The 23,698-nt window shown below is 41.4% G+C and carries 21 protein-coding genes and 1 tRNA gene; 6 read left to right on the forward strand and 16 right to left on the reverse strand.

Features of this window, described 5'->3' with window-relative positions; genetic code table 11:
* Positions 1-597: mechanosensitive ion channel family protein (locus ACTCNA_RS04475; RefSeq protein WP_462946700.1), on the forward strand; the 597-nt coding region annotated here is incomplete at its 5' end.
* Positions 598-697: 100 nt separating this feature from the next.
* Here the strand turns inward: ACTCNA_RS04475 and ACTCNA_RS04480 are convergent.
* Together ACTCNA_RS04480 and ACTCNA_RS04485 are read right to left on the reverse strand one after the other, a co-directional pair.
* On the reverse strand, positions 698-2,812 hold the full coding sequence (locus ACTCNA_RS04480; RefSeq protein ID WP_462946701.1) for a M3 family metallopeptidase: 2,115 nt from the start codon (positions 2,810-2,812) through the stop codon (positions 698-700).
* Between the two features lie 60 nt (positions 2,813-2,872).
* The gene (locus tag ACTCNA_RS04485) at positions 2,873-4,963 is read right to left on the reverse strand and encodes a DUF349 domain-containing protein (protein ID WP_462946702.1); all 2,091 of its coding nucleotides are present in this window, start codon (positions 4,961-4,963) and stop codon (positions 2,873-2,875) included.
* Between the two features lie 423 nt (positions 4,964-5,386).
* On the opposite strand from ACTCNA_RS04485, the gene ACTCNA_RS04490 reads away from it, so the two are divergent.
* Positions 5,387-5,824, forward strand: coding sequence for an arsenate reductase ArsC (locus ACTCNA_RS04490; RefSeq protein WP_462946703.1), 438 nt, complete (start codon positions 5,387-5,389; stop codon positions 5,822-5,824).
* A 12-nt stretch (positions 5,825-5,836) separates the two neighbouring features.
* Here the strand turns inward: ACTCNA_RS04490 and ACTCNA_RS04495 are convergent, their stop codons facing one another.
* On the reverse strand, positions 5,837-7,225 hold the full coding sequence (locus ACTCNA_RS04495; RefSeq protein WP_462946704.1) for an aminopeptidase P family protein: 1,389 nt from the start codon (positions 7,223-7,225) through the stop codon (positions 5,837-5,839).
* Between the two features lie 164 nt (positions 7,226-7,389).
* Between ACTCNA_RS04495 and ACTCNA_RS04500 the strand changes: the two genes are divergently transcribed.
* Positions 7,390-8,106 carry a cytidylate kinase-like family protein gene (locus ACTCNA_RS04500; RefSeq protein ID WP_462946705.1) on the forward strand — a complete coding sequence of 239 codons (717 nt, stop codon included), beginning with the start codon at positions 7,390-7,392 and terminating at the stop codon, positions 8,104-8,106.
* On the opposite strand, the gene ACTCNA_RS04505 is transcribed toward ACTCNA_RS04500, so the two are convergent.
* The 7 genes from ACTCNA_RS04505 to ACTCNA_RS04535 form a co-directional block, all read right to left on the reverse strand.
* Positions 8,103-8,864 (reverse strand): uracil-DNA glycosylase, encoded by a 762-nt coding sequence (locus ACTCNA_RS04505; protein WP_462946706.1) that lies wholly within the window; start codon positions 8,862-8,864, stop codon positions 8,103-8,105. The two genes, ACTCNA_RS04500 and ACTCNA_RS04505, sit on opposite strands and share 4 nt — an antisense overlap.
* A gap of 92 nt (positions 8,865-8,956) precedes the next feature.
* The gene (locus ACTCNA_RS04510; protein WP_462946707.1) at positions 8,957-10,426 is read right to left on the reverse strand and encodes a 3-keto-alpha-glucoside-1,2-lyase-like domain-containing protein; all 1,470 of its coding nucleotides are present in this window, start codon (positions 10,424-10,426) and stop codon (positions 8,957-8,959) included.
* Positions 10,427-10,457: 31 nt separating this feature from the next.
* Positions 10,458-11,804, reverse strand: a complete 1,347-nt coding sequence (locus tag ACTCNA_RS04515; RefSeq protein ID WP_462946708.1) for an MFS transporter — start codon at positions 11,802-11,804, stop codon at positions 10,458-10,460.
* A gap of 179 nt (positions 11,805-11,983) precedes the next feature.
* Positions 11,984-13,624 carry a dipeptidyl-peptidase 3 family protein gene (locus ACTCNA_RS04520; protein ID WP_462946709.1) on the reverse strand — a complete coding sequence of 547 codons (1,641 nt, stop codon included), beginning with the start codon at positions 13,622-13,624 and terminating at the stop codon, positions 11,984-11,986.
* 791 nt (positions 13,625-14,415) lie between these two features.
* Positions 14,416-14,489 (reverse strand) — tRNA-Arg (locus ACTCNA_RS04525).
* A gap of 210 nt (positions 14,490-14,699) precedes the next feature.
* Positions 14,700-15,734 carry an aspartate--ammonia ligase gene (gene asnA / locus ACTCNA_RS04530; protein WP_462946710.1) on the reverse strand — a complete coding sequence of 345 codons (1,035 nt, stop codon included), beginning with the start codon at positions 15,732-15,734 and terminating at the stop codon, positions 14,700-14,702.
* Positions 15,735-15,993: 259 nt separating this feature from the next.
* Complete coding sequence (locus tag ACTCNA_RS04535) at positions 15,994-16,773, reverse strand: MBL fold metallo-hydrolase (protein WP_462946711.1); 780 nt, start codon at positions 16,771-16,773, stop codon at positions 15,994-15,996.
* A 66-nt stretch (positions 16,774-16,839) separates the two neighbouring features.
* Here ACTCNA_RS04535 and ACTCNA_RS04540 point away from each other — a divergent pair, with 66 nt between their 5' ends.
* Complete coding sequence (locus tag ACTCNA_RS04540) at positions 16,840-17,541, forward strand: SAM-dependent methyltransferase (RefSeq protein WP_462946712.1); 702 nt, start codon at positions 16,840-16,842, stop codon at positions 17,539-17,541.
* Between the two features lie 24 nt (positions 17,542-17,565).
* Here ACTCNA_RS04540 and ACTCNA_RS04545 read toward each other — a convergent pair whose 3' ends face one another.
* From ACTCNA_RS04545 to ACTCNA_RS04560, 4 genes are read right to left on the reverse strand one after another with little or no spacing between them, the layout of a single operon-like run.
* A complete protein-coding gene (locus tag ACTCNA_RS04545) occupies positions 17,566-18,633 on the reverse strand; it encodes an NUDIX domain-containing protein (RefSeq protein WP_462946713.1) in 1,068 nt (355 codons plus the stop codon).
* A gap of 30 nt (positions 18,634-18,663) precedes the next feature.
* A complete protein-coding gene (locus tag ACTCNA_RS04550) occupies positions 18,664-19,179 on the reverse strand; it encodes an FKBP-type peptidyl-prolyl cis-trans isomerase (protein WP_462946714.1) in 516 nt (171 codons plus the stop codon).
* A 27-nt stretch (positions 19,180-19,206) separates the two neighbouring features.
* A complete protein-coding gene (locus ACTCNA_RS04555; protein ID WP_462946715.1) occupies positions 19,207-19,722 on the reverse strand; it encodes an FKBP-type peptidyl-prolyl cis-trans isomerase in 516 nt (171 codons plus the stop codon).
* Positions 19,723-19,734: 12 nt separating this feature from the next.
* Positions 19,735-20,769, reverse strand: a complete 1,035-nt coding sequence (locus tag ACTCNA_RS04560; RefSeq protein WP_462946716.1) for a DHH family phosphoesterase — start codon at positions 20,767-20,769, stop codon at positions 19,735-19,737.
* A gap of 113 nt (positions 20,770-20,882) precedes the next feature.
* On the opposite strand from ACTCNA_RS04560, the gene ACTCNA_RS04565 reads away from it, so the two are divergent.
* Positions 20,883-21,302 carry a nucleoside-diphosphate kinase gene (locus tag ACTCNA_RS04565; RefSeq protein WP_462946717.1) on the forward strand — a complete coding sequence of 140 codons (420 nt, stop codon included), beginning with the start codon at positions 20,883-20,885 and terminating at the stop codon, positions 21,300-21,302.
* Positions 21,303-21,392: 90 nt separating this feature from the next.
* Here the strand turns inward: ACTCNA_RS04565 and ACTCNA_RS04570 are convergent, their stop codons facing one another.
* Together ACTCNA_RS04570 and recF are read right to left on the reverse strand one after the other, a co-directional pair.
* Entirely contained in the window at positions 21,393-21,683 is a 291-nt protein-coding gene (locus ACTCNA_RS04570; protein WP_462946718.1) for a DciA family protein, read from the reverse strand.
* On the reverse strand, positions 21,680-22,789 hold the full coding sequence (gene recF, locus ACTCNA_RS04575) for a DNA replication/repair protein RecF (RefSeq protein ID WP_462946719.1): 1,110 nt from the start codon (positions 22,787-22,789) through the stop codon (positions 21,680-21,682). Before recF ends, ACTCNA_RS04570 begins: the two co-directional genes overlap by 4 nt.
* Before the next feature lie 177 nt (positions 22,790-22,966).
* Here recF and ACTCNA_RS04580 point away from each other — a divergent pair, with 177 nt between their 5' ends.
* Positions 22,967-23,653, forward strand: a complete 687-nt coding sequence (locus ACTCNA_RS04580; RefSeq protein WP_462946720.1) for a tetratricopeptide repeat protein — start codon at positions 22,967-22,969, stop codon at positions 23,651-23,653.
* The last annotated feature ends 45 nt before the right edge of the window (positions 23,654-23,698 follow it).

Raw genomic sequence — 23,698 nt, forward strand, 5'->3', positions numbered from 1 at the left:
TTGACAGCCGTTTTCGGAGCTGCCGGTGTAATCGGAATTGTTGTGGGTATTGCCTCGCAAACCAGCATCGGTAATATTGTCAGCGGTTTTTTCCTGGTTTCCGAAAAATCGTTCGAAATTGGCGATGTGGTGCGGCTGGGCGATAAATCGGGCACGGTTTACAGCATCGATCTGCTTTCGATAAAAATAAAAACCTTTGACAATGTGTTGATTCGTGTGCCCAATCAAACTGTCATCAGCAGCGACCTCACCAATGTTACACGCTTCCCCGTCAGGCGCATGGACTTTACCGTAAATGTAGCCTACAAAGAAAACCTGGACAAAGTAAAAAATCTGCTTTTAAGTGTTGCCAAAAACAACCCACTTTGCCTCGACGAGCCTGAACCATTGGTTTTGTTCACTAACTTCGGCACCAGCGGCATTGAAATTCTTTTTGGCGTTTGGTTTGAAAAAGACAATTTTCGTTTGGTAAAAAACAGTGTTTTTCAGGAAATAAAAACAACATTTAATAAAGAAGAAATTGAAATCCCCTTCCCGCATGTGACGCTTTATTCGGGAGCCGAAACCAAGTCATTTCCGGTAGAGGTAAAAAAATAAAAATTGGCAATAGGCAAAAAAAAAAGCAGTTGGCAAAAATTTGAATTTGCCAACTGCCTATTGCTTTTTGCCAACTCATTTTTGGCAACTGTCAACTTTTTTATTTCAGCCCCTTTTTCTCGAGGAACGGATCGATCGAAGGTTCTTTTCCGCGGAAATTTTTGTAAACTTCCATCCCTTCATCAGCCCCGCATTTTTCAAGCAGCGTGCGGAATTTTGCAGCCACTTCCGGGTTGAAAACATCGCCGGTTTCCTTAAACGCTGCATAAGCATCGGTATCGAGCACGCCGGCCCAGTAATAAACGTAATACCCGGCAGAATACCCGCCGCTGAAAATATGCGAAAAGTAGGTGCTGCGGTAACGTGGTAAAATTTCATCTATCAGTCCAATGCGGTCCATCGACGCTTTTTCAAAAGCATTTACATCGTCAATAACCGGGTTTTCCGTGGTGTGGTAATCCATGTCGAGCAGAGAAGCTGCCACATATTCACCGGTAATAAAACCCTGGTTGAATTTGCTGCTCAACTGGAGTTTTTCAATTAACTCGTCAGGAATTGGTTCGCCGGTTTTATAATGTTTGGCATACACTTTCATCACTTCAGGCTCGGCTGCCCAGTTCTCCATAATTTGCGAAGGAAGTTCAACAAAATCGCGCGGAACAGTACCGGCAGTTCGGTCGTACGGACCGTCAGAGAACAGTCCGTGAAGCGCGTGCCCAAACTCGTGGAAGAGGGTGCTTACCTCGTCGAAGCTAAGCAAAGCAGGAGTGTCTCCCGAAGGGCGTGTGAAGTTCATCACTATGGAACCAATTCTTGGTATGCGAACGCCGTCGCGGTAAGTGGCACTTCTGAAACCGGTTGACCAGGCTCCTACCCTTTTGCCGTCGCGCGGGTGAAAATCCATGTACAACACGCCAAGGTGCGATCCGTCGGCTTCCAAAACTTCGTAAACTTCGGCTTCTTCGTGGTACGTTGGCCAGTCGCGTTTTTTAAACTGCAATCCGTAAAGGTTTTTAGCCACATAGAAAATACCTTTTTTGGCATTTTCGAGAGTGAAATATTGTTTAAGCTCAGCTTCGTCGAGATCGAACTTTTGCTTGCGCAGTTTTTCAATGTAATACCACCAGTCCCACGATGCCAGTTCAAAATCGCCACCCTCGCTGTCGATAATAGCCTGCATTTCTTCCACATCTTTTTTGGCCATGTCCATAGCCGGGTTCCAGAGCTGCATCAGAAAATCGTAAACAGCATCCGGAGTTTTGGCCATGTTCACATCAATAATGTATTCAGCATAGTTGTTGAATCCAAGCAATTCAGCCTTCTCGTCGCGCAGTTGAACTATTTGTTTAATAATTTCTTTATTGTCGAATTCATCGTTGTTATTGCCCCTCATAAAATAACCGCGATATAATTTTTCACGCAAGTCGCGGTTTTCAGCATATTGTAAGAATGGAATCATGCTGGGTTTAGCCAGGGTGAATACCCACTTGCCATCTTCGCCAAAAGCTTTGGCATCGTCGGCTGCACGGGCGATAACATCGTCGGGCAAACCGGCCAGGTCTTCTTCGTTATCAATTACCAGTTTGAAGTTTTTATTGGTTTCGGCCAGCAGGTTTTCGCCAAACTCCAAACTCAGTTTCGAAAGCTTTTCATTCAACCCGCGCAGTGTTTCCTGATCTTCATCCGAAAGGTTAGCTCCGTTTCTTACAAAATCATCGTAATATTTTTCAGTAACCCGGAGTTGTTCTTTATCGAGGTTTAAATCGTTGCGTTTTTGGTAAACCGCTTTAATTTTTTCAAACAGTTCGGGATTCAGCGAAATGTTATCGCGGTGCTGGGTGAGCAACGGCGAAATTTCGCGGGCAATGGCCTGCATATCTTCGTTGGTATTGGCCGAGTTCAGCGGGTAAAATGTGCCGGTCACCTTGTCGAGCAGTTCGCCCGATTTGTCGAGTGCCAAAATGGTGTTTTCGAACGTTGGCTCAGACGAGTTGGCAGCGATGGCCTCAATCTCAGCAGCCTGTTGTTCAATGCCTTCTTTTACAGCCGGAACAAAGTGTTCTTCGGTAATTTCATCAAATGGCGGTACGCCATGCGGAGTTGTCCACTCCTTAAAAAACGGGTTTTCCATATCAGTATCCGATCCTTTTTGTTGATTTTGGCAGGCCCCAAAAGCCAGTGCCAGCACAAAAGTTCCAATTAATAATTTTTTCATTTTTTGTATTTTGAATTTAATTTTGCCCCGAAAATAACCAATTTCTATTCTATGAAGGAACTATTCTTCAGAATCGTCCATTTCGTCGATTACCCTGATTTTCTCCTTCAAAAACTCAATTTTCTCTTTTGTTTGCTCAATTTTCCTGTTCACATCTTCAATAAGCGATTCGGCATTTTTCGATTTGGCAAAAAAGCCAACATTATTGTCGAGCAGCACCAGGTCGTTTTCAAGCTGCTTGAGTTTACTCATGTACTTATCGCGCTCAAACTGCATTTTGTTTTGGCCCCGCGAAGTTTCTGAAAATGAAGCCATTTTAGTGCGGAAATTGAGCAGGTTACGTTTCGATTCGTCAATATTCAAATCGTCGAACAGCTTATTAATAGCATCTCTGAACTGTTTCTGAATCTGATCTTTCTTTTTAATGGGCACATGTCCGATTTCCGTCCAGCGGCGTTGAAAATCTTTCAGGTTTTTCAGGTTCTCATCCACATCACCTTTCGATCCAAAGCTTTCGACATCTTTAATAAGTTGTTCTTTCTTTTTAAGGTTTTCCACCTGCTCTGAATCGAGATTGGAGAAATGATCCGATTTTTTGTTGAAGAAATGGTCGCAAGCTGCCCTGAAACGTTTCCAGATGGCATCGGACTGTTTGCGCGGAACAGGACCAATTTCTTTCCACTGCTTCTGGATATTTATAAAATCCTGGGTGGTTTTTCGCCAGTCGGTACTGTCTTTCAGCGCTTCGGCCTGCATGCACAAATCAATTTTCAGTTGCAGGTTATTTTGTTGCAGCTCCTTGTTTTTGGCATAAAATTCACGTTTGGCATCAAAAAACGAATCGCAGGCCTTACGGAACCGGTCATAAATTTTGTTATTGTCTTTGCGCGGCGCAAACCCGATGGTGCGCCAAACTTTCTGGATATTAATGACTTCCTTTGATTTTTCGCCCCACTCTTTGTGGGTGTTCAAATCCAGCTCATTAATTTCTTCAACCTGCTCGCACAATGCACGTTTGGCTTCCAGGTTTTTCTTTTGCTCGGCTTTTCGCTTGTCAAAATATTCCTGGTGTTTTTTGTTTATTTTGGCAGTGGAAGCCTTAAACCTGTCCCACAAATCGTCTTTGTTTTCCCGCGGAACGGGGCCAATTTCCCGCCAGCGTTCATGAAGTTTCTGAAGGGCATTAAAAGCCTTGATGATATTGGGTTCCAGCAAAAGTTCTTCGGCCTGCTCGCAAAGCCGGATTTTCATTTCCAGGTTTTTCTTTAAATCCAGATCGCGCAGCTCTTTGTTGATTTTTATGTAGTCATAAAAATTTTCAACATGAAAATGGTAGGTTTCCCACAAGTCTTTTACTTTCGACTGCGGAACCAGTCCAATTTCCCGCCAGCGATGCTGCAAATCCCTGAAATCCTGGAAGGTTTTATTAATTGATTCTTCCTTGTTGAGCAAACTTTTAATTTCTTCAATTACCTCGTATTTTAACTGAAGATTGACTTCTTTTTCCTGCTCCAGCTTTTTGTTGTGTTCAGTTCTGAGATGCCGGTAGCGTTTTAGCAAATCTTTTATATCTTCTTCGTAAGGACTTTTCCCGGGTTTGAATTCAGACTCATCGCCGCCTTCCTCGATAAAATTTTTCTTTTGCTGTTCTGCTTCGTCTTTTACTTGTTTGTAAAAAGCTGCTTTTACGGCTTCTACTTCATCTTTTATGCTGTAATAATCATCCTCTTGCAGAATTTCGCGCAGGGCGTTAACAAGTTCAACCTGGGTATATTTGTTGTAATCGGGTTTCTCTTTTTGTTTTTGCGGTTCGGCTTCTTTTTTATCTTTTTTTGAAGAAGTCTCTTTTTGAGGTTCGGTTGAAGCTTCAGAAGTTATGTGTTCTGACTCTTCTGTTTCATTCGGGACTTTTGATTCACCAGGATCCTGATTTCCCACTTTAGATTCGGGCTCTTTCTCTTTTTGTTCATTCAAAGCCTGTTCGTCGGGGACAGTGCTTTTTTCAGCCTCCCCTCCCTTGTCCTCCGTGTTTTTTGTCGAATTTTCTGCGTTGACAACCTCTTCAGGCTTTTTGATGTTATCATCCTTTTCAGCGATTGTTTTTTGCGTACTTTTTAACCCTTCAGGGTTTTTCAGATCTTTAGGTTCCATCTACAAATAATTTAAAATACCATTACCAAATGGTGTGCATACTTTTTTCTCGTTACGAAAATAGACATTTACACACTAATACTCAAAGATTTTAAAATAAAATGTGATAGATACAACATGTACCGGGGTTACATTTTTCGAATGTAAAATTTTGTTTATAAGCACACAATCATCAAAAGTTCTATCCGAAGTTGTTTGTGAATTATTTTTCATCAGTTTCAAGGTTATCAAAAATCGGCAATGTTGATGATTTTTTTATCATGTGTTCTTAGCTTATGTTGCAAAACATCTGCAAAAATTAATTTTCAACACATAACATGTCTTGTGGCATTGTTAATTTAACAGAAAATAGTTATTTTTTTTACTTTAAGCGCGGAAATAAAGCAGAGTAAAATCAGTATTGAACTTAAAATCTTTTTCGGAATGAAAATCTTTTTTTTGAGCAACCAAAATTCATGCAGGAGCCAGATGGCAGAAGCTATTTTAAAGAGTTACGACGATGACCTTGAAATTTTATCGGCGGGCATTGATCCGGTTGATCATGTGAGCGACATTGCCATTGAGGTAATGAAAGAAATTGGAATTAACCTTTCACAACATAAACCCCGAAATTATTCTGAATTTCAGGATATGGAATTTGATTATTTGATTACTGTTGGCGACGGCACCAACGAAGAGCTGAAAATACCACCGATTAAATACAAAAGAAAAATGCACCTGGGGTTCCATAATCCTTATGAAAAATCTGACGATGAAAATGAAATCAGGGAAAAGTGCCGCGAAATCAGAGATGAGATAAAAACCGAGATGGATTATTTTTACCACAATATTCTGAAAAAACAGAAAAAGCAGCGTGTGTAGCTGCTTTTAACGTTATCTTGAAATTATCTCTTCAATTTTATCCGGCTCAATTGGAATTCGTTCCCCAATTATTTCACTACCGGATGAAGTAACCAAAACATCATCTTCGAGCCTGATTCCCCCAAAGTCGCGGTATGCATCCAGTTTTTCAAAATCAATAAAATCAGTATTTATTTTTTCGCTTTTCCATTTGTCAATTAATGCCGGGATGAAATACACACCTGGTTCGTTGGTAACGACATATCCCGGTTCCAGCCTTTTCGCAAAACGAAGTGCTGTTAGCCCAAACTGATTTGAAGGGCGGATTTCGTCGTCGTAGCCAACATAAATCTGGCCAAGGTCTTCCATGTCGTGCACATCAAGTCCTATCATGTGTCCCAGGCCATGCGGGAAGAAAAGTGCATGGGCCCCATTATTCACAGCCTCTTTTACATCACCTTTCATAATACCGAGGTCTTTTAGTCCTGATGCGATTACACCGGCAACAGCAATATGAACCGACTTGTAAGTAACCCCTGGGGCAGTCAGTTTATGTGCTTCGTTATTGGCCGCAAGAACTATTTCGTAAATTTCACGCTGCTTTTGGGAAAATTTTCCACCCACCGGAACAGTCCGGGTAAAGTCGGAAGCATAATGCATTGAGGTTTCTGCCCCGGCATCGGTCAACATCAGCCGGCCTTCCTTTAAATATTGTGAATGGTCGTGATTATGCAGTGTTTCGCCATTCTGCGACAAAATAATCGGAAATGAAATCATGCTTCCGCCAGCGGCAGCGATCCCTTCGATGGTACCGGCAATTTTTTGTTCCCACACGCCGGGCTGAGCCATTTTCATTGCGGTTACATGCATTTCATACCCGGTAGTACAGGCGGCTTTAATTTCTTCAATTTCACAAGGTTCTTTAACTGAACGAATGGCAACAATTGCTTTTATCAATTCGGTTGAAACCGAGTCCCTGATATTTGCTGTAGAAATTCCCAGCAACTCCTGAAGCCTCAGAATATTTTCACCACGATAAGGCGGCAGAAAATGAATTTTTCGGCCTTTCCCGATGGCATCGGACAAAAAACTACCCAGTTTTGCCGTAGGGGCTGAATTTTTAACCCCTGCTTTTTCTGCATTTTCCTGAATGCTGACCTGCGGCCCCATCCAGATAATATCATCAATATCTACATCGTCGCCAAAAATATATTCTTCGCCGGTGTCAAAATCAATTGCTCCTGCAAGCCCCGGAAAATCGAGTCCGAAGAAATAAAGAAATGAACTGTCTTGCCTGAAATGGTAGGTGTTTCCCAAATAGTTCATGGGCGATTCTTCATTCCCCATAAAAAGGCCTATCCCCTGCTGAATTTTATCTTTTAATTTATTTCTCCGGTTACTATAAATACTCTTTTCAAACATAGTTTTAAAATTTTTTATTGCTAACATACGAAGATAGTATAAACTTTTTCCAATTATATGGAGAATTAATTTTTTTGTAAAAACTGCATAATTTGAAGCAATAATATTTTTTATAACATAATTTATTTGAGTGAAATATTGTATTTTAGTCCAAAAGCATAAAAATGAGTAACGCATTATTGACATATTTGAATAAACGAATGGGAACGGACAAGTTTAGTAAACAAATCAGTGGTCCACCGGGGCCCATTATATCTATTTCGCGCGAAGTTGGTTGCAACGGGGTAAAACTGGCCAATAAACTTGCCACCAGCCTCAACAAAAATAATATGGAGCGTGATTGGAAAGTATTGAGCAAAGAGGTTTTTCACGAAAGCGCCAAAGAGCTGGACCTTGAGCCGGAAAAAGTCAGACGGATTTTAAAACAGGATAAATATATATTTAATGATATCCTGAATGCTTTTGGCACCCGCCGTTTTAAAAGCGAGAAGAAAGTGGTGAAAACGGTTACCGAAGTTATCCGGACATTTGCCTTCGACGGGTTTTGCATCATCGTTGGCCGTGCCGGTCATTTTATTGCCCGGGATATAAAAAATGCACTTCACCTGCGCTTTGTTGCCCCGCTCGAATACCGCATTAAAACTATTATTGAAAACAATCATTTAAACCGCGAAGAAGCCATTGAATTTATTGAAAAGGTGGAGAAAGAAAGATTGGCTTTCAGAAAATCGATAGGAAATGTATCCTGCGAGGAAGATTGTTTCGATTTATTTATCAACCGTGCTTCTTTCGACGATGAAAAAACCATCGACCTGATAGAACTGGCTATCGAGAAAAAAGAAATACTAAAAGATTACAGTACCCGGATAAATTACTACTAAAACAACGTTGCGGTTGGTTTTACTCCTTTTTGAAGTTTAAAACCGGTCCAGTCGATTTCTCCAATAAATGGTTCAAAAGAATTTTGTGTGCCGAATAAAAAGTCGCTGTCCCTCCCCGGCAAATCGTAACACATCATAGGATGCATGGTGAAAATACTGTTTGGCAGTTTCAAATTTTTAGTGGCTTCAAGGGCATGGTTCCCCCATAAAAACCAGGTTGCCTGTTCTGCATTATTTTGAATAAATTCAAGTAAAGTAAAAGTAAAATCTTCCCAGTTTTTCCGGTGCGAACCGGGTTTCCCGGGACTGCAGGTGAATGACGTGTTCAACAATAATACTCCTTCTTTTTCCCAATGGGCAAACAGCTTATCGGGAGGCAATACCGGAAATTCGTTATCGAATTTTTCTTTTAGCCCACTGAATTTTATCACCTTCCCTGTGTAAGCTTTGTAAATGGCCCGCAAAATATTTTTCAGTGAAATGTTTTTGAAAGGCTGGTTCCACGATTGCAGGTTCCCCACTTCGAAAGCACGGCCGGTAGCAACTCCGGGTTGAGGATAAGGATCCTGCCCGAGGATGATTACTTTGGCAGAACCGAGCGGAAACTCCAAAAAACGCAACACATTTTTTGATGCGGGATTGATCTCTCCAGCTAAAACGGTTCCTTCAATTTGTAAAATCTGATTTCGGGTTTCCGGGGTAAGAAATGGCTCCCAGTTTTTGTGAACTGATATTTGGTTTAAAAATTCAGATTGCATTGGTAATAATAAAAAAAGAATGCCTGAAAAGAACAGCTTGCTATTTAAAATAGTAAAATCGTTTTTCAGGCATTCCCGGTTGTTCAATAAAATTATCCTGTTATTTCGTCGGGTAAACCCTTTACATTTACAGGTTTTTTTGCATCGGGTTTTATTTCGAACATATCGTTGGGAGTGAGTTGGCACTCTTCAATCATTTCAATGCAATATTCCAGCCGGCCCAAATCGCTGCCGGTATTGTTTGTGCCAAATGAAAATTTTACCCCGGCCTCTTTCGCCATTTTAATCATTTCAGGCTTTGGAAGTTTATACCGGGCATTAATTTCCAATGCAATATTGTTTTCTGCCAACACATCGATTACACGTTGCATGCGTTCTTTGGTCCAGAGTTCGTCGTAGTTATCTTCGATAACGGCCGGCAAAACGGTGGGGTTGACATAAATATCGACGGGTTCCTGCGAAAATATGGCTTCAATTTTTCCCACGAGTTGTTCCATGAATTGCTGCTCGTCGTCCACCCAGACTTCTTCGGGAATCCAAATCCGGTTCCGGCGGCCTTTGCTGTCAGTAAATGTCATGGCATCGGTAAACACATAGTCGAATTTGGCCACTGCTTCTGGCGAAAAAAGCGTAATCCATTCCCTGCCCTCGGCCTGCATTCCTTTAAAAGTTGGGCTGCCGGCCACATCTTCCATGTATTCATTCAACGATTCATCATCGGTTACCGGAAAGTGAAGGCCGCAATTGGGTGCAATGCCGTAATTTATTCCGAGCCGCTGCGAGTTTTCAACCACCTCGTCAAGTGTCAGTCCGCCTTTAAGGTGAACGTGATAATCGACGAGCGGAAAGCCGGCATACATGAGTTGTGTAACAGTTGTATCCCATTCTTTTTTAACTTCTGGTTCTTTTTTTTCTCCTTCAGGCAATGCCTTTACCCTGATATTCCGGAAAAAAGTGGTGCTTTCCGGATCGTGTGCCTGAAGGGCAAAAGTGCCCTCGCTGAGCTTCACGTTTTCCTGGCCTTCGGGTCTCCACGGATTTTCAGGCTCGATGTAATCGTTCACTTTTACATCGTTAACAAAAACTTCAATGTGGTTTTCAACCACTTTGATGCGCATGGTGAACCACTCGTTGTCTTTAACCAGCGGATAGTACACATTCCGGATGTTGTAAACACTTCCGGTTTTGCGGCGTTCGGGATTTTCTTCTGAGCCGCGGTACGAATTGTTTACCTGAATTTCGTAGCCTTTTGATGGCCATCCTTCTTCCTGGTATTCAGTATGAATAAAAATTCCGGAATTGGAATGTTCCAGGGTTTTCACTTCGGTTTCAAATTCAAAATTCTTCAATTTGCCGTCGTAAAAAAGGTGAGCAGGCGGACCTGCGCATTTAATGGCACCGTTTTCTACGGTAATACTTTCTGGATTCTCGGCCGATTTTTTCCAGCCTTTCAGGGTTTCTCCGTCGAAAACTGAAACCCATTCGCCGGTTTTCATCGACGGGCTGCAAGCCGTAAATATCAGCGCAACAGCTAAAATCTGTAAAATAGTTATTCGTTTCATCTTGATATATTAGGTTTTTAAAAAATCAAAACTAATCAAATGATTTCTCATTTTGCAATTTATCCTGCGGATTATTTCCTTTCCAGGCCAAAAAAAGTAAGATTACAATAATAACAGCAAACCCGAAAAATGCATAACTATAACTTCCCAGGCGGGTGTATGAGAAGCTGAACAACACAGGGCCCAGGGCACTTGCAAAAACAATGAGCGACATTACAAAACCGGTAATTCCCCCGAGGTGTTTGCGCCCGTAAAACCTGGGCCATGTAACTGTCATCAGCACGTTAAACAACCCGCTTGCCATTCCGTGACCAAGAATGAACCCGTAATAAAAAATACCGTCATTCAGATTCCCCAGCGAAAACAGGGCAATCAACTCGCCGGAAAGCACAAAATAGAGCAGGTACTTTAAGCGGATACTGTCGCTAATCCATCCCCCCACCAACGAAATTCCAACAGACAGGAATGAAACAGGAATGAAAACAGCCAGTGCTTTTTCGCGGTCCATGTCAACAGCTTCAAAAATAGAAACCAGGTGAAACGTGAACCCGGTAATGTATAATGAATACAGTGCCAGCGGAATTGCATAAAGCCAGAAAGTAAACGTTTTACGTGCTTCGGACAGGTTATACTGCTTAAATGCTTTGATTGTTACATCATTTTTGCGGGCATCGTTTTTTTCACCGTCGGGTAACATCCCAAGGTCTTCGGGATTATCACGGAAGAAGAAAAATGCGAAAAGTGTAAAAACGATTCCAATTCCACCCGCCATCAGCAGCCAGGCCATTCTCCACGATGTGCCCTGGATGAGCCAGTCGAATGTAAGCGGGGTAACAGAAAAACCAAGTGCCACAAAAACCGATAAAATGCCGTTTACCATGCCGCGCCGGGCTGCAAACCACTGCATGAGCATATTGCGTGAAACCATTGTCAGCACGCCTTGTCCCGAAAACCTAAGCATGAAAAACAGAAACATCATTACGGCAATAGCAGTGCCGGTGAAAATGGTTGAACCAGTATCTGCTGCAAACAAACCGATCAATCTATCCGACTGGCTTAGCAAAACAAGCACAAAAGCAAGCAAAAGCGAAGCGGCCATGGCTGTCCAGCGTGCACCATATTTATCGTACATTCTCCCGGCCCAGGTTAAAATAAACGAGGAGGTTATGGTACCGATCATATAAGCTGTACTCAACTGATTTCGGTTGATGCCTATTGCTTCAATCAGGTAATCGGTAAAAGTGGAAACCCCGACGGTTTGGCCGGGTGCACTTACCAAAACTCCAAACACCGATGCAAAAAGTATAACCCATCCGTAAAAAAACGGGATTTTACGGGGATCGAACGGAATGGTATTCCAGCGCTTTTTAATTCTCATTCAGAAAAATTTTTACAAAAATACCGTATCAGCAGAACAAGTATCAAATAAACGATGCCAACAAACTGAATACACAGAAGTTTAACCTTGACTAAAGATTGGGAAGCCCAAAAACAAATTCAGCCGGAAGATTTATGCTCCTCCGGCTGAATTATTGATGAAATTTACTTTGTAAAAGATTATAATCCGAGGACTTCGGCACCCTGTTCAAAAACAATGTCACGCGGAATGCCGGCTTCATTAATCCGGCCGAGGTCTTTTTGCAGCGCTTCGCGGATAAATCCTTTCTCCTCAATCATTTGTTTCGCTTTTTCATAATCGCCATCACCCTGGATAGTTAAAACGGTTTCCGACAAATCGAGCATGGCCTGTTTCATTTTTTCAAAATTCACGCGGTAAGTACCTGTGGTTTCATCGCGTTCAAAAGCCCCTTTTTCCTGAAAATAATAAAACCGCATCATGTTGGCTTTACCGTGGGCGCTGGCTGCTCCAAAACGCACCGAGCGGAAAATACCTGCCATGAAGGTTACAAAATTGTCCATCATATCTTTTTCATCCAGCTCGCCCATTTCGTTGAGCCGGTAAACACACCAAAGACCCAGAATGTCTGCCTTGCTTTCTTCAATAGAAGTGTAGGTTTCTTTTAATGCCTCGCGAACAGTAGAACTCTGATCCACAGTGTTTCCCAATCCAAGTCCGTGAGCCACTTCGTGAAACATGGTATTTTCAAAGAAAGCATCAAATTTAACATGTTGGCGCTGATCTTCGGCAATCAGCAATTCAGAAATGGGGACCAGAATTTTATCGAATTTGGCCTGCATGGAGTTTTTGAGCTGCAGTTTCCGGCTGCCTTTGTTTTCGCGCACGCGCTCGTCGTTGGGCAGGTTTATGGCAATAGTTTTACTGCCCGCGTTGCAATCGCCACCATAATAAATGGCATCGTACACATTCATGTCGGAATCCATGCCGGGCGTTTCGGCTTTGTATTTTTGCTCTACCGGAAGGTCTTTTTGTAAACCGGGCAGCAACGCTGCAAACTTCACCAGTTTCTCGCTCCACTCCTTGTCTTTTATTAGAATGAAAGATTCGTGAGCTGTTTTGTACCCGTAAAGCTGGTCTTCGTAATTTTCAATTGGGCCCACAATAAATTCAATGGTATTGTTTTTCATTTCCATCCAGGCCACATCGCTCTCGTAATATTCGTCGGTAAGCAATGCTTCTGCCCTTTTTTCCAGGTAATTTTTTAATCCCGGATCTTCTGCCAGCTCAGCAGCCTGATTAATTAAATCAACAGCCTTTTTTACTTGTTCTTCAAATGCGACGTGGTAAGGAATCGATTTCAAACTTCCGTCTTCGCTTCGGCGAATCAGGGTATATTGACTTGTTTTTGAATCATCATCCCAGGCTTCAAACTCTTCTTTGGTCATGTCGGCCGGATAGAAATTGGCACCGGCCGGTTTTGGTCCATAACCTTCCAGAAAAGGTTCGTTGTTATTGAGCCTTTCCCAGGGGCCGTAATTAATTTCAAGGAATTTTTTGGTGTGCTGGTCCATTTCTTCCTGAAAGAGTTCGTCTTTGTCGCCAAATGCTTCCATCCAGAAAATTTCATCCATAATTCTTGCTGTTTCCAGCAACAATGGCAGCATTTGTTTTTCTGTCTCGGTGAGTACACTCAAATCGGTTGTGAGTTTAAACGGTGCAAATTCTTCCACTTTTTGTTGTATTTCAGATTTAACTTCTTTTTGTTCTTCTTTTTTTGAATCAGTGCTACATGCCCATACGAACAGCACTGTCAATAAAACGATAAGTGTCTTCTTCATTTTTTATTACGGTTAATTTAGAAACCAAAATTACAAAAAGGAAAGCAAAATTTACCATAATACAACATTAAGGTCTTTTTTTATTTGCTCTCTTACCAGTCATTAAATTTCGCTTAACTGTGTTGAATATCCAACCTTAATTAAAGTTACTGAATTTTGGCCTTCAATTACTCTTTTTGTGGAATTTTAAAAAATATAAAGAAAAAGTTTTGGCTAATTTATTCCACGTAGAATTCGCAAAATAAAAGAATCGATAACGTTCTCTTTTTTAATAATATATAAAGATAAATCACAGAATCAATTTCCATAGTCATAGAAAACCTTCAGTGGTATTATTTGTCTCAAAGGTAAAAAAAATACGAGTACGTCATGCATTTGTTGTTTGAACATCATCTCTTTTTGTTCGTTGAAAAAATCTATTCATTTGTACTACGACAAACTCTTTCGACGATCACTGCGTCATTGCTTGTGCAGCGACAGAGTAAGCATTAGCAAAAAAAAATAAAACAATTCGCACCAGTTTTTCAGCTGCAGTGCCAGGTTGTATGTGAAAGCACGAATCAACTCCCTTACTTTTTCTTTGTCTTCACGGGACATGGCACGCCATGATTCAAATTTTGCCGTCGGGGGCTTCCATATGGGCACCATATCCGCACTCTCCATTATGTTGGAACCATATTCAGCCTTGTAAAAAGGCAGACAAAATGATAAAAATCCTGAAACTGTCCGAATCGAACATTAAAAAACCGCTGCATCTTTTGACTGTAGCGGTTTTTCTTTGCTTTACACTGTACCCCGGACGGGATTCGAACCCATGACCTACTGCTTAGAAGGCAGTTGCTCTATCCAACTGAGCTACCGGGGCAGCCTTTATTTTAGCGGGGACAAAGATAGGATTCAAACTCCAAATAGCAAATAGCAAACCACAAAAAACATGATTCGAATTGCAAATAACAAATAACAAATCACAAATAACAAATAACAAATCACAATAAATTTCAAAATGAAAAATATTAAAATTTGGAATTCTTGAGTTTTGGAATTTAATTGTCTTTTGAAATTTGTACTTTGGGCATCACAACAGGTGTATCCCGTTTGCTTTACATTTTTCAATCATTTCATTGGGCCAGATACTCGACTGAATTTCACCGATATGGGCTTTTCGCAGGAAATACATGCACAGGCGCGACTGCCCTATTCCACCACCAATGGTGAGGGGCAATTTGTCGTTGAGCAGCATTTTGTGCCACATCAGCTCTTTGCGTTCTTCCTGGCCTCTTATTTTTAATTGTTCAAGCAGTGTTTCCGGGTCAACACGGATGCCCATTGAGGAAATCTCGAAAGCACGTTCGAGGACATTGTTCCATAAAATAATATCACCGTTCAGTCCCTTGTAGCCGTTTACAGTTGGCGAGTTCCAGTCGTCATAATCGGGTGCGCGACCGTCGTGAATTTTGCCATCGGGCAGCTCACCGCCGATACCGATTACAAATATTGCCCCGTACTCATTAGCAGCCTTTTTTTCACGCTCAAAAGGTGTCAAATCCGGATATTTTTGGGCCAGCTCTTCCGTGTGAATAAATGTAATTTCTTCGGGCAATTCAGGTTTTATCTCCGGGTAACTGTCCGATACCTGAAACTCAGTACGCACAATCACAGAATAAATTTTTCGCACAATTTTTTTCAAAAAATCAAGGTTGCGCTCTTCTTTTGAAATTACCCGTTCCCAATCCCACTGGTCCACATACAGCGAGTGGATATTGGTCAGTTCTTCATCGGGGCGGATGGCATTCATATCGGTGTACAACCCGTAACCTTCTTTTATTTCAAGGTCGGCCAGCGCCAGGCGTTTCCATTTAGCCAGCGATTGCACAATCTCAGCTACCTGGTCGTTCAACTCTTTCATCGGGAAAGAGACCGGGCGTTCAATGCCGTTCAGATCGTCGTTAATGCCAGTGCCCTGCTTTACAAAAAGCGGCGCGGTAACACGGCGCAACCGCAATTCCGAAGCCAGGTTCAACTGGAAAAAGTCTTTAAGCATTTTAATGGCCTGCTCTGTTTGGGCAACATTCAACACTGACTGGTAATCTTTTGGAATAAAAAGTTTCATACTTATTAATTTTTCTTCTAACTAAAGTTTGCAAAAATAGCATTTTGGTTTCATTTTGAAAGAAAATAAACCAATAAACTTTCATAATAATTGATTTTAATTTGAAATAAAAAATAATGTTATCGTAAAATATAAAAATAATCAGATTGAAACGGATTGCTATTTTTGTGGCTTCATTTTATAGTAGGGCTAAAAAGAAATATTCCGCGTTTATATTTGGTTAAAATTTCGAAGTGGTTTAACCTGGTAATGCCTGTAATTATATTATTTTTAACCCGTCGTATCCCATAAACACATTTTCAGGTAGCTGGGCCTGAATATCACGGTGCTTGCCAAAACCGTGGCTTGCATGAGTGAGAAAAGCTTTTTCGGGTTGAATGGTTTCGATGACTTCAAGGGCCTGCTCCAAATTAAAATGCGACAAGTGTTTCTCTTTACGCAGCGCATTCACAATAAAAATGCGTGAACCTGCAATTTTTTCCATTTCTTTTTCCGGAATATAATTTGTGTCGGTCACATAAGTTAAATCCCCTACCCTAAAGCCTAAAACAGGCAATTTGTGGTGGTAACAACGAATAGGTGTAAACCGGATATTTTCTATTTCAAAGGGGGTTTCTCCAATTGAATGAAGCTTCATTTCAGGAATTCCCGGGTATTTATTTTCTGAAAATACGTAGTCGAAAATTCGTTTAATGGATTCCTGCACCCGCTTTTCGGCATAAATATCGGTAGGATGTTTTTGCACCCAGTTAAAGGAGCGAATGTCGTCCAGTCCCAGGATGTGATCGGCATGTTCGTGCGTTATCAGTATGGCACGCAGGGTTTTTATTCTCTCGCGTAACATTTGTTGCCTGAAATCTGGGCCGGCATCGATAACAAAATTGTGGCCGTTTATTTTCAGTAGCAACGAGGAACGTAACCTTTTATCCTTTTCGTCTGTTGAACTGCAAACCGGGCAATCGCAGGCAATGACCGGCACCCCTTGCGAAGTTCCGGTGCCCAGAAATGTTGCTTCAATTTTTAAATTTTGATGGCGCATCCTGCAAATTTAATAATTGCTGTGGCTAAACCGTGATTATCCTTATTTTTACAAAAAAGTTATTGTATGGCAAAACTGTATCTCATTCCCAATTTACTTAGCGAAGGCGACTGGCAGAATGTGCTGCCTGCACGTGTTTTACCGGTATTAACCCAAACCCGGTATTTTATAGTTGAAAATATCCGCACTGCCCGCAGGTTTATGAAGCAGGTGAACCAGGACCTTGAAATTGATGAACTTACCTTTTTCGAACTCAACAAACACACATCATCCAGCGAAATTCCTTCCTTTTTAAATCCCCTGGAAAAAGGCGAAGATATTGCGGTAATTTCGGAAGCCGGGTGCCCGGGTGTGGCCGACCCCGGAGCAGAAATTGTGAAAATTGCACACCAAAAAAGAATGGAAGTGGTGCCGTTAACCGGCCCCTCGTCAATAATCCTTTCACTAATGGCATCGGGGCTCAATGGCCAGAATTTTGCATTTAACGGCTATTTGCCGGTTAAATCTTCCGAGCGTTGTAAGGCAGTAAAAGTTCTCGAGAACAAAGCCAAAATTGAACAACAAACGCAAATTTTTATTGAAACTCCTTACCGCAACAATCAGTTGATAAAAGATTTAATGAAAATGTGTTCGTCTGCCACATTGCTCTGCATTGCCGCCAACCTTACGGGCGAAAATGAATTTATTGCCACCAGGCCAATTGGCGAATGGAAAAAGGGTGTGCCCGATTTGCATAAACAGCCGGCTATCTTTTTAATTGGTTATTGAGAGGAAATAAAAATTATGTGGTAATCAGATGAGACGGGCATCTTTTAGCAGTTGAAATTCATACTCAAAATTGGGGGTAAAAACTCCATTTCCGAGCTGTTTCTCAATCTGTCCGGGTGTCCAGAACCTGGCTTCTTCCACTTCGTCAGAATGAACCCGGTAATTTTTGAAATCATGTGTATAAAAAAGATAAACGAGTTCGGCTTCCACCTCCGATTCCCATTTGTACACTTTCTTTAAACTGGCCGAAAAACCTTTCAACCCTATTTCTTCAAAAGCCTCCCTCTCCAATGCCTTTTCAAGTGTTTCGCCTGCTGAAATGTGGCCTCCAACGGCAGTATCCCATTTCCCGGGTTGAATGAGTTTTGAATGGGGGCGTTTTTGGAGCAGAATCGCTCGCTTCGGGTTTATAACCTGCATGTGCACAACCGGATGTAACATTTTGCTTCCATTATGCACCTGGCTGCGTGGTGCCTGTCCGGTAATTTTGCCTTTCTCGTCCACCAACGGAACCCACTCTTCATCTTCTGCTTTTTTCAGTTTCTTCTTCTGATTTAAAAACTCATAAAAAAAGTAAACCGCAAACAGAATGTAAAAAAGTCCACCGCTAATAAATGCCCAGGCCTCTTTGCTCATGAAAAAGGTTGCGTAAAAAACCAGCAGCGTATGGGCAGCAAAAATAAAGAACAACGATTTCAGGCTTTTCCGCATTTGTGCCAACTGGGCTTCGGTATATTGCACGCCTTTCATGTAGCGTTTGCCCATTAACCCAATAATATTTAATTGTGAAAATGCTGAAACTCCAAGAATTGCAACCAGAATGAGTTCAATCAGCCCGGGTTTGAGTTTGAAAAACAGATCGTTTTCGAGTAAAACAGAAACACCGCCGAGAATCACCAACAACAATGTATCGAAAAGAATAAACTTATCGAACTTTTTTTCTTTGAAGCCCACCCAGGCCATTTGCAGTACACCCACTCCCACTGCAACAAAAAGCCCGGTTTTGGTGCCCCAGATTTCGTCCGCTGCAATAAAAACAAAAAGCGGAATAAATCCCGGAAGTAGTTTTTTAAGAAATTCGGCCCTGGACATCAGGAAAAAAGGTTTGGATGGTTATTCTTCTTACGGAATTTCCGCAGGGTACACTTTATAAACTTCCACTTCCATAATTAGTGGCGTAAAACCGCCAACTCCCGACGCTCCATATTGGCCAAACCCAAGCTGTGAGTCAAAAATCAGTAATGATTTGGTACCCGTTTGCATGTAGGTAAGCGCTTCATTCAAACTTCTCATTTGCTCAATATATTGAGCTCCGGAACTTAGGTTGTTGGGATGCTGGACTATCATTTCCAGAGGCTCGTAACGACCTGTGCCTGTAACATGCGTACTGTCGAGGGTCCATATATCAAAAAATATCTGCACCTCGTCGCCAATTTTTATTGTATCCCCTGTCCCCTGTTCCAGCTCTTTGTAGTACAAACCTGTAGCGTTAGGTTCCAATTCAGGATAAGTGCTCCGGATAAATTCATCCAGTTTCTTCAATTCATTTTCTCTTTGCTTTTCAAAATCATTCTCTTTGCAAGCAAAAAAAGCAACGGCAAAAAATGTCAAAATCAATCCGGTTACTATGCGTTTCATTAACTTTTAGTTTTAAAAAATTCTAAATTATTCTTGTGAAGGTTTTATATCAAACAGTTCAATTACAAAAACCAGTGTTTCGTAAGGAGGAATAATTCCATATCCTTCGCTCCCGTAAGCAAATTCAGAAGGAACCATAGCCTGAATTTTCGCGCCTTCGTTCATCACTTTCATCACATCGTCCCAGCCGGCAATGAACGGCGGATTTTCCAAAACAAATTCCATTTTACCATCTTCCGAGTTTATTTCAGAGGAATCGAACATGGTTCCGCCGATAAAATAACCGGCATATCCCACAGTGAGAGTATCGCCCGGCTGGGCAAAATCACCTTCGCCTTCTTCAATTCTCACATAATAAATTCCCATTTCGGTGGTATCGATATCGTGTCCCTGTGCAACCAGGGAATCGAGATAGGTTTTTAACTTTTCTTTTTCAATAGCTGCTGTGTTTACTTCTCTTTCGTCTTTAGTGTCGAGGCACGACGACATGAAGAGTGTTGAAAACACCCCGGCAATAAGCATAAATAGTACTTTTGTCTTCATTTTTGTTTGTCTTTAAATTTCCGTTTTCAATAACAGATGCTTATACTCATCTAAAAGTTGCCTGAACTTTTCAATTGTTTCCTGCAAAGTTTGTTTTGATTCTCCGCCAGCCGCGTTCAGGTGGCCTCCGCCATTAAAATATTTTTCTGAAAAAGAGTTGGCCGGAAAATCTCCTTTCGACCGGAACGAAGCTTTGACGTAATCCTTCTTTTCAATAAACAACGCACTGAAAACAATATTATTTACCGACAGCGGATAATTTACAAATCCCTCGGTATCACCTGGCTGAAATTCAAATTCTTCCAGTTCTTTTTGCGATATATAAATCAAGGCCGCCCGGTGTTCCGGAAATATTTCCATTTTTTCATTCAGGCAATACCCAAGCAGTTTCATGCGCTTGGCCGAATAATTATGGTAAATATTGGCCTGAATTTTTTCCGGATTAATTCCTTTTCCAATCAATTTTGCAATGACTTCAAAAGTATTGGGATTTGAAATATTGTGACTAAACGAACCGGTATCGGTCATTATTCCTGTAAAAAGCGCCTCGGCTGATGCCTGGTTGATGTAATTGTCCAGTCCAATTTTTTTCATCAAGTCGAAAATCAATTCAGCGGTTGAGCTGTATTTGGGCTCGGAAACGAGATAATCAGCACAGTTGCCCGGGTTCGGATGATGATCTATCATTATGGAAGGTTTTGAAAAACCGGTGAGGATATCCTCCATTTTGGCAGCGCGTTTGGGTTCGTTAAAATCAACGCAAATCAGTATTCCGGCATTTTCAATAATGCTTTTGGCCCGTTTCTTTTTACGCTCATAAATCAGGATTTCAATTTCGGTTGAAAACCATTTCAAAAAGGCGGGATAGTCATTCGGACTAATGATTTTCACGCTGTGCCCAAAATTGCACAGTATTTCACCCAGTCCTATTGCCGAGCCAATTGCATCACCATCGGGGTTTTCGTGTGGTACAATTACCACGTTTCCAGGCTTTGATTTCAAAACCTCCCCGATTGATGTAAAAATCTCATTTCCAGTATTTTCCAAAATCATCAAAATTTGAATTGACAAAGATAAAAAAACTCAATCGGGCGCAAAGGCTATTCTTCCCAATTTTTGTTAATATTGCGAACTATTAGAAATTTAAAAACGATAGCAATATGGCAGGAAACCTGACACTGACAATGATTAAACCCACGGCATTCAAAAAAAATTACACCGGGGCAATTTTAAAAATGATAAACGAAGCAGGCTTTACCATTAAAGCCATGAAGTTAACGCAACTTTCCCCGCAACAAGCCGGTACTTTTTATGCTGTGCACAAGGGAAAACCGTTTTACGAATCGCTGGTTAACTTTATGAGTTCGGGCCCCATAGTGGCGATGTTGCTTGAAAAAGAAAACGCAGTGGAGGCATTCCGGAATTTTATTGGTGCTACCAACCCTGAAAATGCCGAAGAGGGGACCATCAGGAAACTGTATGGGACCAGCCTTCAGCAAAATGCCGTACACGGTTCCGACAGCGATGAAAATGCAAAAGTTGAAGCTGAATTTTTCTTTTCGAAACTGGAAAGATTTTAAAAGCCCGTAAATTCCCTGAAATTTCTCAAGAAACAATTAATTCAGAAATACGAAGAGATGTGCAGTTGTGCATCTCTTTTTTTTGAAATTTTATTTGAATACAATTTTGGTAACCATCTCCTCTCCTGCTAAGTCATTCAAACGTTTTCTGATGTCTTCACGCATCATCAGCAACTCGTTTTTTACAACAGGCGAACTTACTTCAACAAATAAAATACCTTTTGACAAATAAATATTGCGCGTGTACCTTGCAATGGTTTTCCCCAGGGCTTCTTCCCACGACTGCACAACGTCCACCTCTTTCAGTTTGCGCTCCATCCTCATTTCTTTGATGTAGCTGTGCAGTGCTTCGGCCAGTGATTGTGTATTGCTTCTTCTCATTGTTTCAGTTCAATTTTTCCAGCGTTGACCTGAAAAATACGGTATCCGGTATTAATTTTTTCCAGAATTACATCGAGGTGTTCGCGGTTGGTGTCAGTGATAAAAATCTGCCCGAACTGTTTGTCAGACACTAGTTTTACAATTTGTTCCACCCGGTTGCTGTCGAGTTTATCGAAAATATCGTCGAGCAGCAAAATCGGGTGCATTCCCGAAATTTCTTTTATGAAATCGAATTGGGCCAGCTTAAGCGCCACGAGGTAAGTTTTTTTCTGCCCCTGCGACCCCAGTTTTTTAATCGGAAATTCATCAATATTGAATACCAGATCATCTTTGTGAACACCTGCCGATGTGTATTGCACCAACCGATCTTTGGGCAACGAATCGTTGAGTAGTTTTTCAAAATCGTGCTCGTACAAATCAGACTGGTGCGTTAGCCCCACTTTTTCATTTCCCTGCGAAATGTAGGAATAATACTGCTGAAAAACCGGTATTAATTTTTTAACGAATTTTTGTCGCTCGGCGTGAATTCGCGTTCCGTATTCAATTAGCTGGTTGTCCCACACCGAGAGCAGTTCATCCTCAAAATAGCGCTCGGCAGCAAACTGCTTCAACAGGTTATTTCTTTGCTGCAAAGCGCGGTTATACTTCAGCAAATCGTCGAGGTAATTCTGGTTAAACTGGGAAATCACGCCGTCCATGAATTTTCGGCGTTCGTCGCTGCCACCCAAAATCAGGTTCACATCCGAAGGGGTAATCATCACCAGCGGCAGCAAGCCAATGTGTTCGGCCAGCCGTTTGTAAATTTTCGAGTTACGTTTAAACTGTTTTTTCTGGCCTTTTTTCAAACCGCAGGTAATATTTTCGCTCGAACTCAGCCGTTTGTAGTTTCCGTTGAGCATAAAAAACTGCTCATCGTGGTTAATATTAAACTGATCCACGGCAGTAAAAAAACTTTTGCAAAACGAAAGGTAATAAACGGCATCCATCAGGTTGGTTTTACCTGCCCCGTTATTCCCTATCAAGCAATTTAGCCTGGGCGAAAATACAACCTGAACATCTTTCAGGTTCTTAAAATTTACAATTGAAATCTCTTCAATGTACATCATTAAACCTCCTGGTATCAAAAGGACAAAACTAACGAATTTTCGAAGGTTTTTGAGAACAAATAACAAATTCGTGTTATTAACAATTTCCTGTCGATTAATATTCAAATTTATACTCCCATTTTCCATGTGGTTTATAAAAAAAAGCTATTTTTGCGGCACAATTTGAAAAAGAAGGACATGGCAAAGAAGAAAGCTCAGCAAGATGACAATTTACAGGAACTTGAGAGCGCGTTAACGAAAACTGAACGTTTTATTGAAGAAAACCAAAAGCCCATTACTTACGCGGTTGGTGCAATTATTTTACTGGTTGTTGCTTATTTAAGTTTCAGTAAATTTTATTTGCAGCCACGCCAGGAGGAAGCACAGTCGCAAATGTTCATGGCCGAGAGCTATTTTGAAAAAGACTCGTTTAACCTGGCCATAAACGGTGATGGCAACTACCTCGGTTTTCTGGATATCATTGACGATTACGGAATGACCAAGTCGGCCAACCTGGCAAAATACTACACAGGTATTTCGTACCTGCACCTGGGGCAGTATGAAGATGCACTGGATTACCTGAATGATTTCGAAACCAAAGATTTATTGCTTGGGCCTATTGCAGAAGGTGCCAAAGGCGATGCCAAGCTGGAACTGGGGATGACCGATGAAGCGCTGAAACATTACCAAAAAGCGTATTCAATGAATGATAATGAGCTGACTTCGCCCATTTACATGATGAAAGCTGCCAATTTGCTTGAGTCGATGGATGAACTGGAAGACGCGCTGGCGCTTTATAAAGAAATTAAACAGAAATACCCGGATTCGACAGAAGGCCGGAATATTGAAAAATATATTTCACGGGTTGAAGTAAAGCTGGGTTAAGTTATTTTGATAAGATAATTTTCAGCCCCTCTATTTTGAGAGGTT

This window comes from Tangfeifania sp. (genome assembly GCF_055108615.1).